This is a genomic window from Paenibacillus favisporus, from assembly GCF_040545415.1.
Classification (GTDB): domain Bacteria; phylum Bacillota; class Bacilli; order Paenibacillales; family Paenibacillaceae; genus Paenibacillus_AQ; species Paenibacillus_AQ favisporus.
Genome location: NZ_JBEPLV010000003.1, coordinates 73,942 through 88,146 on the forward strand (window position 1 = coordinate 73,942; position 14,205 = coordinate 88,146).

Genomic DNA, 14,205 nt, shown 5'->3' on the forward strand with positions numbered 1-14,205 from the left:
TAAGAAACTTAGGATATACGACAATATAGTAATTTTTTCTACTTTAGACCTAGAATAAGAAATGTTTCTAAGGACTTTTGTCGAAAAAAAGTGAAAATGGGAAGAAAGTTCCCCACGGACAAATAGTAAAGTTATGGAAAATAAGGGGGATACGGAATGGATTTGCTGAACAGCGTCAGCTTTCAACGTTTGGAAGGCGGACTTCAGGCGGCAAACGCGCGCCAGAGAGTCATTGCGAACAACATTGCCAATGTCGACACGCCTTATTTCAAACGGTCCGAAGTGTCATTTGAAAGCCTGCTCCAGCAGGAAATTAATGGATCTGCACCTCAGCTTCGCGGCAGGGTCACCGATCCCCGGCACTTCGTCATTGGTCCTACGAATTCGGTCCCGGATCCAGTTGTAACGGAGGACCAATCGACAGCGATGAACAACAATATGAACAATGTGGATATTGACCGGGAGATGTCCGCACTGGCTGACAACCAGCTTCAGTACAACGCCTACATCCAGCAGATGAACGACCAGATCAAAATGATGCGGACAGCCATTGAAGGGAGATAATCGCGGGTGAACATGAACAGCAGCTTTGGGATCAGCGCTTCGGCGCTGACGGCACAGCGTTTGCGGATGGACGTCATTTCGTCCAACATTGCGAATGCGGAAACGACGAGAGCGTCGGTGGTTGACGGCAAAGCGGTGCCGTACCGCCGCAAAATGGTTGTGCTTTCGCCGAATGAATCGGATTTCTCCAGCATGCTGGAAGCACAAATGAACGGACAAAGTGCGGGGAAAGGCGTGAAGGTGGCTGCAATCCAGGAGGATCAGACGCCGCTGAAGCCGGTATACAATCCGACTCATCCGGATGCAGATGCGCAAGGGTATGTCTACATGCCTAACGTGGATATCGCCAAAGAAATGATCGATATGATTTCGGCCACGAGATCTTACGAAGCGAACGTCACAGCACTGAATTCCTCAAAAGCGATGATCACGAAGGCCTTGGAAATAGGTCGATAAGCCTAGTTTGAATAAATAAATGCAGGTAAGGAGGGACATTGATGATTCAAAACTCGATGTTTTCGACACAAAGCATCCAACCGCTCGACATGAAGCAAAGCGCATCAAGCGCAAGCAAGACGCCAGCCCAATCCCTTAGCGATTTCGGATCTTATCTGGAAAATGCGCTGAACCAGGTGGCCGGGCAGGAGAAAGCCGCCGAAGAAATGAGCAATCAGTTCATGCTCGGACAAGTTGATGTGGACCAGGTGATGGTTTCTTCGCAAAAAGCGCTTCTCAGCCTGGAGCTGACGACGCAGATTCGGAACAAAGCGATCGAAGCGTACCAGGAGATCATGCGGACGCAAATTTAAAGGCTGCAGACAAAAGAGTGAACGAAGGATTTGGCGGATCGCCTGAACCTATTCATTCATAGATTTATGCTAAGTTTTCGGGTGGGGTGGGTGACGTTGTGAACGAAAGAATCGTCCAGTATAAGGACAAGGTCGTTCAGTACTGGAATCAATTCAGCAAAAAACAGAAAATTTTATTCATTTCTACGATCGCTTTTATTATCATCGCCATTGTCGTGCTGACCATGCAGTTTTCCAAAACGGAGTATGAAGTGGCCTTCAAGGACTTAAATGCCAGCGACTCCGCAGGCATTATGAACTACCTTGATACGAACAACATCCCGTATAAATTGAGTCCTAACGGAACATCCATTTCGGTACCGAGTACGGAGGCGGCCCGCATCAAGGTCGATGTCGGCTCACAGGGACTCATTCAGAACGGATCCATCGGTTTCAAAACGTTCGATCAATCATCGTCGATCGGCACAACCGACAGCGAGTTTAACGTCAAGTACAACAACGCATTGAACGGAGAAGTTGAGCAGCTGCTCACGAGCATGAACGGCATAAGTAAGGCTAAAGTCCTAGTAAACCTGCCGAAAGAAAGCGTGTTTGCAAGCGAAGAAGACCAGGAGAAAGCAAGCGCCTCAGTCGTGCTTACCTTTAAGCCGGGTTATCATCCAAGCCAGCAAACGATCGACGGGTACTTCAATTTGGTTAAGACCGCCGTACCAAATCTGCCGGTAGAGAATATCACCATCACCGAATCAGAGGGCAATACGGAGCTGCTGTCGTCGGCCCAAGGCGGTTCGGGAACGCTGTCCTCGTCCGTCGAAGAAAATTTTGCGCTTCAGAAAAAGTTCGAAAGCGAAGTTCGCCAGAACGTCAAAGAATTTCTGAGCCAGTTCATGGGACCGAATAAAGTCGATGTCCTCGTCGTCTCCAAGCTGAATTTCGATAAAGTTCAGAGCAAGGAAAACATGGTGACACCGGTAGATACGGAGAACATGAAAGGCATTGAAATCAGCGTTCAGGAAATTTCGAAGAATTATACGGGTAAGAGCAATCCGGATAGCGGAGTGGCGGGCACGGGCCAAACCCAGGTGCCGGGGTATCCAAGTAACTCGTCCACAGGTGACGTAACTTCAGAGGATTTGTCTAAGACGATCAATTACGAGGTTAACCATATTACCAAAGACATCGTTGCCAGTCCGTATACCGTAAAAGATTTAACCATAAACGTAGCAGTTGAACCACCAACGGGACAAACCAGTGTAGATCAACAAACCAGAGATGCCATTCAGAATATCTTGGTAAATATCGTAAGGGCATCGCTTGCCGATTCCGGTATTACATATACAGACGCTGATTTGGCTAAAAAAGTTTCGGTTTATTCGCAACCTTTCAGTGGTAATGTTACCCAGCCGAGCGGAATCAAGCTTTCCCAAGGCATGCTGTGGGGAATCGGCCTTGCCGCGCTTGCGCTGCTTGCAGGTGGAGGTTACCTGATTTACCGCCGCCGCAAGAACAAAGAGGAAATCGAAGAAGATCTTCCGCTGCCGCCTGCGGCAGAGTTTCCTTCCATTAATCTGGAGAGCGTGACGAACGAAAGTCAGGTGCGCAAACAGCTGGAGACGCTGGCGAAGAGAAAGCCGGATGAATTCGTCAACCTGCTGCGCACATGGCTCGCGGATGAATAGGGGGTGGATTTATGGCAAAAGCAAACAGCCAGGCACTGAGCGGGCGCCAAAAAGCGGCCATCCTGCTCATTACGCTGGGACCGGAAGTGTCCGCACAAATTTTCAAGCACTTGCGTGACGACGAGATCGAGCAGCTGACGCTGGAGATCGCCAATGTGCGCAAAGTGGACAGTGTGGAAAAGGACCTCATTATGTCCGAATTTCATCAAATCTGTCTGGCCCAGGAATATATTTCGCAGGGCGGCATCAACTACGCCAAGGAAATTCTTGAAAAGGCGCTCGGCTCGCAAAAAGCGCTTGAGGTCATCAACCGTCTGACGGCGACGCTGCAGGTGCGCCCGTTCGATTTTGCCCGCAAAGCGGATCCGAACCAGATTTTGAACTTTATACAGAACGAAAATGCCCAGACGATCGCCCTGGTGCTGTCCTACCTGCAATTTGAGCAGGCGGCCGCAATCCTGTCCTCCCTGCCGCAGGAAAAGCAGGCGGATGTGGCAAGAAGAATCGCGGTTATGGACAGTACGTCACCTGAAGTTATCGCCCAGGTAGAGCGCGTGCTGGAGCAGAAACTGTCGGCGACCGTGACACAGGATTACACGAATGCCGGCGGCATCGAATCGATCGTACAGATTTTGAACGGGGTCGACCGGGGAACCGAACGAACGATCCTCGATTCGCTCGAAATTCAGGATCCGGAGCTGGCCGAAGAAATCAAGAAGAGAATGTTCGTGTTCGAGGATATTGTCAACGTCGACAACCGTTCCATTCAGCGGATCATCCGCGACATCGAGAACGCCGACCTTCAGCTTGCCCTCAAGGTGGCGAGCGAAGAGGTGCGGGACGTCATTTTCCGCAACATGTCCAAGCGGATGGCCGAAACCTTCAAGGAAGAGATGGAATATATGGGGCCAGTGCGGCTGCGTGACGTCGAAGAAGCTCAGACCCGCATCGTAGGCACCATCCGCAGACTGGAAGAAGCCGGGGAGATTATCATCGCCCGCGGCGGAGGAGATGACATCATTGTCTAATTTGATTAAGTCTTCGCAGTACGTACCGGTGGAAGCCCTCAAACGGCTGGATCTGGCAAGGCACTATGCGCTTCCTAAGCAGGATGAGGTAAACAACGAGGTAGAGATTGAAGAGATTCGGGCCCAAGCGGATGAAGAGAGTAAACGGCTCAGCCAGGAAATGCTGCAGGATGCCAAGGAGTTCGCGGAGCGTCACATCCGTGAGGCGTCTGAAGAGGCGCAGCGGATACTGGCCGAGAACGAGGAGAAGATCAACGCCTGGTGGCAGGAACGCAGGGAGCAGGACGAGCATCTGATCGAGGCCGTGAAGTCGGAAGGCTACGCCGAAGGATACCGGGAAGGCGCCGAGAAAGCGGAGGCGGATCTTGCGGCCAAGCTTCAGGAAATGATGGCCGAAGCCCAGTCGGTTTTGCGGCATGCCTATATGATCAAGGAGCAGATCATTCAGGAAGCCGAGCCCTTTCTCGTAGATCTGAGCTGTGCTATCGCAGAGAAGGTGATCGACAGGCAGCTGACCGTGGACCGGGATTATGCGATCGATCTCATCCGGAAGAACTTGTCCCGCAAACGGGAGCAGGGCGTGATTACGCTTTGTGTGGCGCCGGAGCATTTCGCTTTTGTGCAGGCGGCCCGGGAAGAGCTGAGCGTGGCGATCGATTCGCAAGCGGAGCTGCAAATCCTGCCGGATGCTACGGTCCATGATCACGGCTGCGTTATCCGCTCCTCGTTCGGCAGCGTCGATGCACGCGTGGAAACACAGCTGACCGAAATCAAAAAAGAGCTGATACGCATCGCTCTGGACGAAGGGGAACGGAGAGACCAAGATGAAGGTGCTTGACAGCGGACGGTATATGGAGCATTTGCGGAACATCGATCCGGTCCGGATCAACGGGAAAGTCACCCAGGTCATCGGACTGATGGTCGAGTCGGAAGGCCCGGACGCCAGCGTCGGAGACGTCTGCTACATTTATCCGAGCAAAGGAGCCAAGCCGCTGCAGGCGGAGGTTGTCGGTTTCCGCGACAACAAGGTTCTGCTCATGCCGCTCGGTGAGCTGCAGTCGATCGGACCGGGGTGCGATGTGGTCGGCACGGGCAAGCCGCTCAGCGTTCAGGTAGGCTCCGAGCTGCTTGGCAAGGTGCTGGACGGTTTGGGGCAGCCACTCGACGGTTCACTGATTCCGACCCGGATGCCGCACAGCTCAACGTACAACACGCCGCCCAACCCGCTGAACCGGCCCCGGGTGCTGGAACCGATCAGCATCGGTGTACGGGCGATAGACGGTCTGCTGACCATCGGCAAAGGGCAGCGGGTCGGGATTTTCGCCGGTTCGGGCGTCGGGAAAAGTACGCTGATGGGCATGATCGCGCGCAACACCGCGGCGGATGTCAACGTGATCGCGCTCATCGGCGAGCGGGGGCGGGAAGTGCTCGATTTTATCGAGCGCGACCTGGGCCCTGAAGGGCTGCAGCGATCGGTGGTCATCGTGGCCACCTCCGACCAGCCTGCGCTGATCCGGATCAAGGGAGCGCTGATCGCGACGACCATCGCCGAGTATTTCCGGGACCGGGGCATGAACGTCATGCTGATGATGGATTCCGTGACGCGGTATGCGATGGCGCAGCGGGAAGTGGGTCTGGCGATCGGCGAACCGCCGGCGATGCGCGGTTATACGCCGTCGGTGTTCGCGAGCCTGCCGAAGCTGCTCGAACGGGCGGGGACAGGGCCGCAAGGTTCCATTACCGCCTTTTACACCGTGCTCGTCGACGGCGACGACATGAATGAGCCGATCGCGGATGCGGTGCGGGGAATCCTGGACGGGCATATCGTGCTGAACCGGAGCATCGCGAACAAAGGCCATTTTCCCGCGATCGACGTGCTTGCCAGCATCAGCCGGGTGATGAAGGATATTGCGCCGCGCGAGCAGACGGACGCAGCGGATAATTTGAAGCGGCTGATGGCTGTCTATAAAGAGTCCGAGGATCTGATCAACATCGGCGCTTACCAAAAAGGCTCGAACGAGCAAATTGATGAAGCCATCGATTCCATCCAGGCCATCTGGGATTTTACCAAGCAGCGCGTAGACGAAAAAGTGACGCTGGAGCAGGTTCAAGAACGTTTGATTTCCGAATTTTCAAGGAGATGACCTTAAGGGATGAGATTTCAGTACGCGTTCCAAAAAATTGTCGACCTCAAAAGCAACGAACGTACCCAGGCGGAATGGATGCTGTCCAGCGCCATCGGCAAGCTTCAGGCGGAAGAAAAGTCGCTGGGAGAGCTGCTGGATATCCGGGAGAGCATGGTTAAGCAGCTTCAGGAAGCCGCCGGCCAATGCGTTCCTGTCTCCATGATTCAGGAAATTCAGGCGTATGTCGAATATTTGGACCAATGCATACGGATGAAGCATGTGGATGTGAATAGAGCCAATATGAAGGTTCAGATGCAGCAGAAGCATTTGTCTACAAAGATGCTGGATGAAAACGTCTGGTTAAAAGCGCGGGACAAAGCGAAGACAGCATTTCAGCAGCAGGCGCTCCTGCATGAGCAGAACGAGCTTGACGAGATGGCGACCGTACGGTTTGCCATGGGCGCTAGGGCGAGATGAGTGAACGTGATATAGAGCTGCTGGCTTGGGGGTGGAACAACTGTGGCAAGAACAGGTTTTGAAGAATTAGAGAAAGAATCAACAGGGGGATTTGAACGGTTTTTGTTTTTTGTTATACCAATCATCTTTACGGTGGTGCTTCTGGGTGTGCTTCTGATGCTGCTGAACACCAACGTGCGGAACGAAGTGCTCGGCGTTGCCAACAAAATTCCGGTTGTGAAAAACTGGGTCCCTGACCCGGTCAAGGATCCGGAAGCGGCCAAGCTGGACAAAACGAAAGCACAGGTGGAGAGCGCGACCGCTACGATCAAGGAGCTGAAAAGCCAGCTGGAAGCCAAGGAAGCTGATCTTCAGAAGGCAAAGGAAGACAAGCAGCAGCAGGACAGTAAAATCAAATCGCTGCAGACGCAGATCGATCAGCTCCAAGAGAGCAGCGCGCAGGCTGCGGATGCACAGACGGGAAATAACGCCGACGATTACGAGAAGCAGGTCAAAAACTTGGCAAAAATGTACGCCGGCATGAGCCCGAGCAAAGCGGCGCCGATTCTGCAGAATATGACCACGGAAGAGGTCGTTCAGCTGCTTAGCGCCATGGATGCCGACAGCCGAATGAACATCCTCGCCAAGATGGATCCGAAGATGGCAGCGGATATCACGCTGAAAATGAAGGATTCCGTATCGTCCAGCGATTTGGCGATCGCGGCGCTTCAGTCCAGAGTGAACAATGACAGCGCCGCGCAAGCGACACCGTCGTCAACCGGGCTCGACAAGGCTCAAATCAGCCAGACGTTCGGGTCGATGAACGCGGACAGCGCGGCCAATCTGCTGCTGGCCATGTACAAGATCAGTCCGGACAAAGTATTGACGATTCTGGGCGCCGTGGCAGATTCGACACGGTCAAGCATTTTGGATTCGATGAGCAAAACAGACCAGAAGACGAGCGCTGTCATTCTCAACAAGCTGCTAAGCAGCAAGTAGTGATTCTTTTCAACCAGAGCTTCTTTTCAACAGAGTACTTGAATGTAGTACTGCACGCGAAAGGAGGTGAAAACAAAGATGAGCCTGATATTTCAAAACATTTCCGCAGGTGCGTCAGCCGGAGCGAAGACAGCAGGAACAGGCGGCGGTGCGGCAAACGCCTCGGCGGGAACGGCGCTGGTACCGGCATTTGGAGTCTCGTTGACTCAGCTGATGACAGGTACAGCAGGCGGTTCGCAGGAAGCTTCGGCCATAAACGGCGTGGCGTCACTTTTGGAAGGGCTGCTGAAAAATGCTCAAGCGACCGCGGTTCAAGGGAACGGGGACAGTGATGAGCAGAACACCGCAGCTCTGCTGCAAAGCCTTCTTCTGGATGCCGATCAGCTGGATGAAGCGATTGCCGAAGACCCTGAAGTGCTGAGCGCCCTGCAAAGCTGGATTCAGCAGGTAACCACCTTGCTGCTGAACGTTCAAGGAAACGGCGAAGCACAGTCTGAAGGCACCCCGGCTAATGAAGGAGATCAAGCCTTGACGGCACTGGCCAGCCACCCGGCGACGGCACGGTTTGCCGCACAGGATGCATTGGCCCAGCTGATCACGGTGCTGCAGCAGCCTAGTACGGGGGCGGACACCACGGCGCAGGCAGCAGAACTGCTGGAAACGTTCCATAACCTGGTTCAGAACGCCACAGCTCCTGGGAAAAGCAAGCCGGCGGCTCTGGTCAAGGACTCGGATTCGACAGCACCACAGAATGCGGCCCCAATGTTCCAGCCTAAAGCGGAAGGACAAGCCAGCCGCATATCCGCGTTGCTGGAAGCGATCCGGCAGCAGCCGGCAGGCGGCGATACTGCATCCGCTGCAAGCGGCAAGGCCGTGCTGAGTGCGATCTTGACGAGACAGCAGCCGAATGCCGATGCGCAAACAGCAGCATCTGCTGCAAGCCCTTCTTCCGGAGAAGAGGTGGAAGCGGCGGCGAAGCCGGAGGATCCGCTTACCAGCCAGATGACGGTAACGGCAGGGCATCTCGTGATGAAAGAAGGCATTCAGTCGCCTCATAAAGCAGCGGCGCAAGCGGTGCCCGTTACGCAGTTTGCCAAAGAAATAAGCACATTTGTCGTAAACAAGCTGGAAATCGTGAAGCAAGAAGGCATCTCGGAAGCGAAAATATCGCTGTACCCGGAACATTTGGGCCAGGTCGACATTAAGCTGACGATGCAAAACGGACAACTCGTTGCCCAATTTACGACCGAGCACGCCGGAGCCAAGGATTTGCTGGAACAGCAGATGAGTCAGCTCCGCAGTACGCTGCAGTCGCAGGGTGTGCAGGTTGAGAAACTTGTGGTAACGCAAAACCCTTCGCTGCAGTCCCAAATGTATCACGACGGCCGTCAATCCCAATCGGGTCAGCAGCAGCCGAACCGCCGGCAAAAGGATAAGGACGCTTCCTCCGAAGATGCCTTGACCGTGGCTGAGCTGGGAGACGAACTGAATGAATGGCTTGCCCGTCAGCAGGCGGATCAAGGAAATACGTTTACAGCCAAAGCGTAAAAACGGAGGTGAACAACCATGTCAGATATCGTATCGACAAGCAACATTTGGCCTAACTACGCGGCTTCCAATGTGCAGAAGGCCAGCGCGAAGACGCAGACGCTCGGCAAGGACCAGTTTCTGAGCATTCTGGTGACCCAGCTTAAAAACCAGGACCCGATGCAGCCGATGGAGGACAAGGAATTTATTGCCCAGATGGCCCAATTCACCTCGGTCGAGCAGCTGATGAACATATCCAGCCAGCTGAACGCCATGAGTCAGTCCCTTGGCAACGTATCGGGACTGATCGGCAAACAGATCAGCTGGGTCGATAGCGGAAGCAGCTCCGATCAATCAGGCGAAAGTACGTCTGAGATCAAAACGGGCATCGTGGATTCGATTATCGTCAAGGACGGCGTTCAGTACGCTTCCGTCGGGTCGGTAGCGATTCCGATTACGAAGATCGTCGAAATCATGAATGCCAAGCAGGAAGAGGGCACTCCGCCGGCGGATACCGATACGCCATCAACTGACGGTGCGTCGAATGCGGACGGCGCGGCAGAAGGTTCTGCGGGCAGCGGCTCTGAAACCGGAGAGACAGGCGCCGGGGCAACAAGCGCAGCGGCAGGAGAAGGCACAACAGGCGGGAACGGGGAATCGGCATGAACGAACGGATGACGATCGGACAGCTCTATCCCGGAAGGATATATCCGGCCGCACCCGTCAAGACTTCGAAACCGGCCGCAACGCCGGACGCCTCGTCCCAGACGTCATTTGATGAACTGCTGCAGGGAAGCCTGCTCAAGTTCAGCAATCATGCGGCCAAGCGGCTGGAGCAAAGAGGGATCGAGATCAAAGGGGAACAGCTGGACAAGCTGAACCAAGCCGTTGAAAAGGCTGCCGCCAAAGGCAGCAAGGAATCGCTGATCCTGATGAAGGATATGGCGCTCATCGTCAACGTTCCTAACCGGACGGTCGTGACGGCGATGGACGGCAAATCCATGAAAGACAACGTGTTTACCCAAATCGACAGCGCGGTCGTGCTGTCGTAAGCTGGCTGGCCCGAACCGGAAAGCCAGGGAACTGCTGACCGACTGACGCAGTTCATTTCACAAACCTAGGAGGAAACAGACCAATGTTGAGATCGATGTATTCAGGCGTTTCAGGGATGCGCGGATTCCAAACCAAGCTCGACGTAATCGGCAACAATATCGCCAACGTCAACACGACGGGCTTCAAGGCAGGCCGGGTAATGTTTAAGGATGTCATGAGCCAAACCGTATCTGGCGTGACAGCGCCGGTTGAGGGTGAAAACGGCGGTGTCAATGCCAAGCAAATTGGGCTTGGCGTGTCGATCGGATCGATTGATACGTTGCACACCGGGGGAAGCGCGCAGACGACGAACAACCCGACAGACCTGCGAATTGACGGCGACGGCTTTTTTCTTGTAAGCATGACCGAAGATCAGGATCCACCGTTCCTTACCAGAGCCGGCGATTTTCATGTGGATGCGTTGAAGAATCTGGTCACATCAGACGGGATGTTCGTCTGCGATTCAGGCGGAGCTCCGATTAACCTTGGGGATGCCGTATCGTTCTCCATTTCTCAGGACGGGACCATCATCCAAAAGCTTGCAGATGGCGGAACCGATACGTCCCTTAAGATTGGCGTAGGTAAAGTCACGAATCCGGAAGGGCTCGAGAAAATCGGCGGAAACTTGTACCGTATTACGCCAAACGCTATCGCAGACGGGGACTTTGAACCAGGTGAAGCAAATGATGCAACCACAGGTACCGGTGCAATCGTTGCAGGGCAGCTGGAAATGTCCAACGTCGACCTGACCGGCGAATTTACCGAAATGATCGTCGCCCAGCGCGGCTTCCAGGCGAACTCGCGGATCATTACGACCTCCGACGAGGTGCTGCAGGAAGTCGTCAATCTGAAGCGTTAGTAGAGTGAAGTGACGGGGGAGGCCTGTCCTCCTCCGATTTCCATAGGAGGCCTGCTATGATTTTAGTTACCCGGTTAAACGGCTCACCATTATGGCTGAATGCCCTGCTTATCGAAACAGTGGAAGAAACGCCGGACACGTATATTACCCTGGTTACGGGCAAACGAATGATTGTTTTGGAAAAAGCGGCGGAAGTCATTTCCCTGGTGAAGCAATACAATCAGGAAATCGGCGTTCACAACGCAACTATTAAAGTGCAACAAACGGAGGAATCCCCATGAAAAAGATGCTGCCCTGGCTAATAACGATACTGCTGGCGATTACACTGATCGTGCTTGCCGCATTTTTGCTGATGGATAAATATTTCGGGAGCAGTTCAAACGAAACGAAATCGGCCGCCCAAACGATCGAGGCTCCAAAATTATCGGCAGACGAGCTTGTGGAAATCACTTCGGAGATTACGGATATCAAGACCAATCTCGCGGATCAGGATTATATCGTATTGATGAATTTTGCGTTCCAATTGAACGACAAAAAATCGAAGGAAGAATTCGATAAGATCAAAGAATTCGAAATCAAGCCCATCATTATTAAGACGCTCGCCGATACGAGACCCGAGGAACTTAAGGGCTCCAAAGGAAAAGACCAATTAAGCGCAAAATTGATCAATCTGATCAATAAAACCCTGACACGAGGGAAACTGACGCAAATCTCCATCACGAACTTTGTTTTGACGCCGCTGTAACATAACGACCGGAAACCGTAAGGGGGTGAGATGATTGGTTGATGTATTATCGCAAAATGAGATTGACGCCCTGCTCGCCGCACTGTCGTCCGGTGAAATGGATGCGGAGGAACTTAAAAAAGAAGAAACCCAGAAAAAAATCCGTTCTTATGATTTCAAGCGGGCCGTCCGCTTTTCCAAGGATCATATCCGAAGTCTGACACGGATTCATGAAAATTTCGCGCGTTATCTGACGACCTATTTTTCCGCACAGCTGCGGACGTTTGTTCAAATTAACGTCGTTCAGGTCGAGCAGCTTCCTTATGACGAATTTATCCGCTCGATTCCGAAGATGACGATTCTCAATATTTTTGAGGCGGAACCTTTGAAAGGAAGAATGGTGCTGGAGGTACACCCCAACGTGGCCTATGCCATGCTGGACCGGCTGCTGGGCGGAGTCGGAAACGCTCCTTCCAAAATCAACTCGCTCACCGAAATCGAAACGACGATCATGGAGCGGATTTTCAGCCGGGCGTTCGAGAGCTTGGCGGAAGCGTGGAAAACGGTGCTGGATATCTCTCCACGGATGGAAGCGATGGAGACGAATCCGCAGTTTATGCAGATCGTCTCACCAAACGAAACGATCGCCCTGATTTCGCTCAGCACCAAAATCGGCGATACGACGGGCATGATCAACCTCTGTATTCCGCATGTAGTGCTGGAGCCGATCATGTCGAAGCTCTCGGCCCATCAGTGGTTTGTATCGGAGAAGAAGTCCAGCGTGCCGGAGGAAGCCGAGTCGCTCAAAAACCGGATCAGCCAAGCCAAGCTGAGCATGATCGCCGAGCTTGGGGAGTCTTATATCTCCGTATCCGAGTTTTTGGGATTGAATGTAGGGGACGTCATCAGCCTGGCCAAGCCGGTACATTCGGGACTGAAAATCAAGGTTGGTGACCGGTTGAAGTTTATAGGAAGCCCGGGTACCGTCAAAGACCGCGTGGCCGTGCAAATCGACGAAATTGTCAGCGAAGGAGCTGAGGAACTTGACGAGTAAAGATTATTTATCCCAGGAAGAGATCGACGCCCTGCTGAAACAGACCGAAGCGGCCGACTTCTCCCGAAATGCGGGTTCGACGGTAGACGATTATTTAACGCCTCTGGAGCAGGATGCACTGGGTGAGATCGGCAACATTACGTTTGGCAGTGCAGCCACCGCACTTTCGACGCTGCTTGGCAAGAAGGTGGACATTACGACGCCAAAGGTGTCGATCATTACCCGCAGCCAGTTTGAGGAAGAGTTCCCCAAGCCCCATGTGGCTGTTCATGTCACGTATGTGGACGGTTTTGAAGGGATCAACTCTTTGGTTATTAAAACGCGTGACGCGCAGGTCATCGCCGACCTGATGCTGGGCGGAGAAGGTGATCCGCAGGATGCGGAGCTGAACGAAATCCATATCAGCGCGGTTCAGGAAGCGATGAACCAAATGATGGGCTCTTCGGCCACTTCGATGTCGACGATATTTAACCGGTTCGTCAATATTTCGCCGCCAGGCATCGACATTCTGGACATGGCCAACGGCGACGGGGTCAACAGCCTGCCTTCCGAGCAGACGCTGATCAAGATTTCTTTCCGGCTCAAAATCGGAGAATTGATCGATTCCACGATCATGCAGCTGCTTCCGGTCCAGTTCGCCAAGGATATGGTCAGCATGCTGATCCATGGTTCGGACGAGGCGGAGCAGTCGATGCAGCAGGCGGCTCCAGCGGTTGAAGCGCCTGAGCGGCCGGCATCTCAGCCTGAGGCCTCTTACCCGCCTCCGGCAGCCAGTCAGCCGGCTCCGCAGCAGCAGGATTACGGAATGCCGTCCGGTGCGCCGGGCTACGGTGCTCCAGCTGCCGGGATGCCCGCTTCCATGCCGGGGCAAGCGTACGATCCGAACATGCAGAATTCTTATGCGGCCATGCCGCAGCATTACGGGGCTATGCCTAACCGGAACGTCAACGTGCAGCCCGTGCAATTTGCGAATTTACAAGGTGGCTCGTTCGGCCAGGTCGATCAAAATAATTTAAACTTATTGATGGACATTCCTCTTAAAGTCACCGTAGAATTAGGAAGGACCCAGAAGCAAATTAAGGATATCCTGGAAATGTCTCAAGGTTCAATCATCGAACTGGACAAGCTGGCGGGCGAGCCGGTTGACATCCTGATCAACAACAAGCTGATCGCCAAAGGCGAGGTTGTCGTTATCGATGAAAACTTCGGGGTGCGTGTCACGGATATTCTCAGCCAATGGGACCGAATACAAAAATTACAATAGCAAAATTTAGGGAGGATTTTTAAT

General features: G+C 53.4%; 17 protein-coding genes. All 17 read left to right on the top strand.

The annotated features are described in order from the left end of the window. Positions 1-156: 156 nt before the first annotated feature. The 17 genes from flgB to fliY all read left to right on the top strand — a co-directional run bounded on the left by flgB (position 157) and on the right by fliY (position 14,181). Positions 157-564, top strand: coding sequence for a flagellar basal body rod protein FlgB (flgB, locus tag ABID47_RS13470; protein ID WP_105443631.1), 408 nt, complete (start codon positions 157-159; stop codon positions 562-564). Positions 565-576: 12 nt separating this feature from the next. Further along, the gene (flgC, locus tag ABID47_RS13475) at positions 577-1,020 is read left to right on the top strand and encodes a flagellar basal body rod protein FlgC (protein WP_234489631.1); all 444 of its coding nucleotides are present in this window, start codon (positions 577-579) and stop codon (positions 1,018-1,020) included. A gap of 41 nt (positions 1,021-1,061) precedes the next feature. Beyond that, a complete protein-coding gene (fliE, locus tag ABID47_RS13480; protein ID WP_076168164.1) occupies positions 1,062-1,373 on the top strand; it encodes a flagellar hook-basal body complex protein FliE in 312 nt (103 codons plus the stop codon). Positions 1,374-1,471: 98 nt separating this feature from the next. Further along, positions 1,472-3,052: a flagellar basal-body MS-ring/collar protein FliF gene (gene fliF / locus ABID47_RS13485; protein WP_076168162.1), complete on the top strand. Its 1,581-nt coding sequence runs from the start codon at positions 1,472-1,474 to the stop codon at positions 3,050-3,052. 11 nt (positions 3,053-3,063) lie between these two features. Beyond that, entirely contained in the window at positions 3,064-4,080 is a 1,017-nt protein-coding gene (gene fliG, locus ABID47_RS13490; protein ID WP_076168160.1) for a flagellar motor switch protein FliG, read from the top strand. After that, positions 4,073-4,918: a FliH/SctL family protein gene (locus ABID47_RS13495; protein ID WP_354497410.1), complete on the top strand. Its 846-nt coding sequence runs from the start codon at positions 4,073-4,075 to the stop codon at positions 4,916-4,918. Before fliG ends, ABID47_RS13495 begins: the two co-directional genes overlap by 8 nt. Next, complete coding sequence (gene fliI, locus ABID47_RS13500) at positions 4,905-6,224, top strand: flagellar protein export ATPase FliI (protein ID WP_354497412.1); 1,320 nt, start codon at positions 4,905-4,907, stop codon at positions 6,222-6,224. Before ABID47_RS13495 ends, fliI begins: the two co-directional genes overlap by 14 nt. Before the next feature lie 9 nt (positions 6,225-6,233). After that, positions 6,234-6,683: a flagellar export protein FliJ gene (gene fliJ, locus ABID47_RS13505; RefSeq protein ID WP_105443629.1), complete on the top strand. Its 450-nt coding sequence runs from the start codon at positions 6,234-6,236 to the stop codon at positions 6,681-6,683. Between the two features lie 42 nt (positions 6,684-6,725). Then, on the top strand, positions 6,726-7,661 hold the full coding sequence (locus ABID47_RS13510; protein WP_354497415.1) for a MotE family protein: 936 nt from the start codon (positions 6,726-6,728) through the stop codon (positions 7,659-7,661). A gap of 78 nt (positions 7,662-7,739) precedes the next feature. Next, positions 7,740-9,209 (top strand): flagellar hook-length control protein FliK, encoded by a 1,470-nt coding sequence (locus ABID47_RS13515; protein WP_354497417.1) that lies wholly within the window; start codon positions 7,740-7,742, stop codon positions 9,207-9,209. A gap of 18 nt (positions 9,210-9,227) precedes the next feature. After that, a complete protein-coding gene (locus ABID47_RS13520) occupies positions 9,228-9,854 on the top strand; it encodes a flagellar hook capping FlgD N-terminal domain-containing protein (protein ID WP_354497419.1) in 627 nt (208 codons plus the stop codon). Next, positions 9,851-10,240: a TIGR02530 family flagellar biosynthesis protein gene (locus ABID47_RS13525; protein ID WP_116231250.1), complete on the top strand. Its 390-nt coding sequence runs from the start codon at positions 9,851-9,853 to the stop codon at positions 10,238-10,240. Before ABID47_RS13520 ends, ABID47_RS13525 begins: the two co-directional genes overlap by 4 nt. 83 nt (positions 10,241-10,323) lie before the next feature. Next, complete coding sequence (flgG, locus tag ABID47_RS13530; RefSeq protein ID WP_354497421.1) at positions 10,324-11,139, top strand: flagellar basal body rod protein FlgG; 816 nt, start codon at positions 10,324-10,326, stop codon at positions 11,137-11,139. A 56-nt stretch (positions 11,140-11,195) separates the two neighbouring features. Next, positions 11,196-11,420, top strand: coding sequence for a flagellar FlbD family protein (locus tag ABID47_RS13535; RefSeq protein WP_076168142.1), 225 nt, complete (start codon positions 11,196-11,198; stop codon positions 11,418-11,420). After that, positions 11,417-11,884, top strand: coding sequence for a flagellar basal body-associated FliL family protein (locus tag ABID47_RS13540; protein ID WP_076168140.1), 468 nt, complete (start codon positions 11,417-11,419; stop codon positions 11,882-11,884). Before ABID47_RS13535 ends, ABID47_RS13540 begins: the two co-directional genes overlap by 4 nt. A gap of 34 nt (positions 11,885-11,918) precedes the next feature. After that, positions 11,919-12,917: a flagellar motor switch protein FliM gene (fliM, locus tag ABID47_RS13545; protein WP_076168138.1), complete on the top strand. Its 999-nt coding sequence runs from the start codon at positions 11,919-11,921 to the stop codon at positions 12,915-12,917. Beyond that, entirely contained in the window at positions 12,907-14,181 is a 1,275-nt protein-coding gene (gene fliY, locus ABID47_RS13550) for a flagellar motor switch phosphatase FliY (protein ID WP_354497424.1), read from the top strand. The genes fliM and fliY overlap by 11 nt, the downstream gene beginning before the upstream one ends. Positions 14,182-14,205 lie beyond the last annotated feature (24 nt).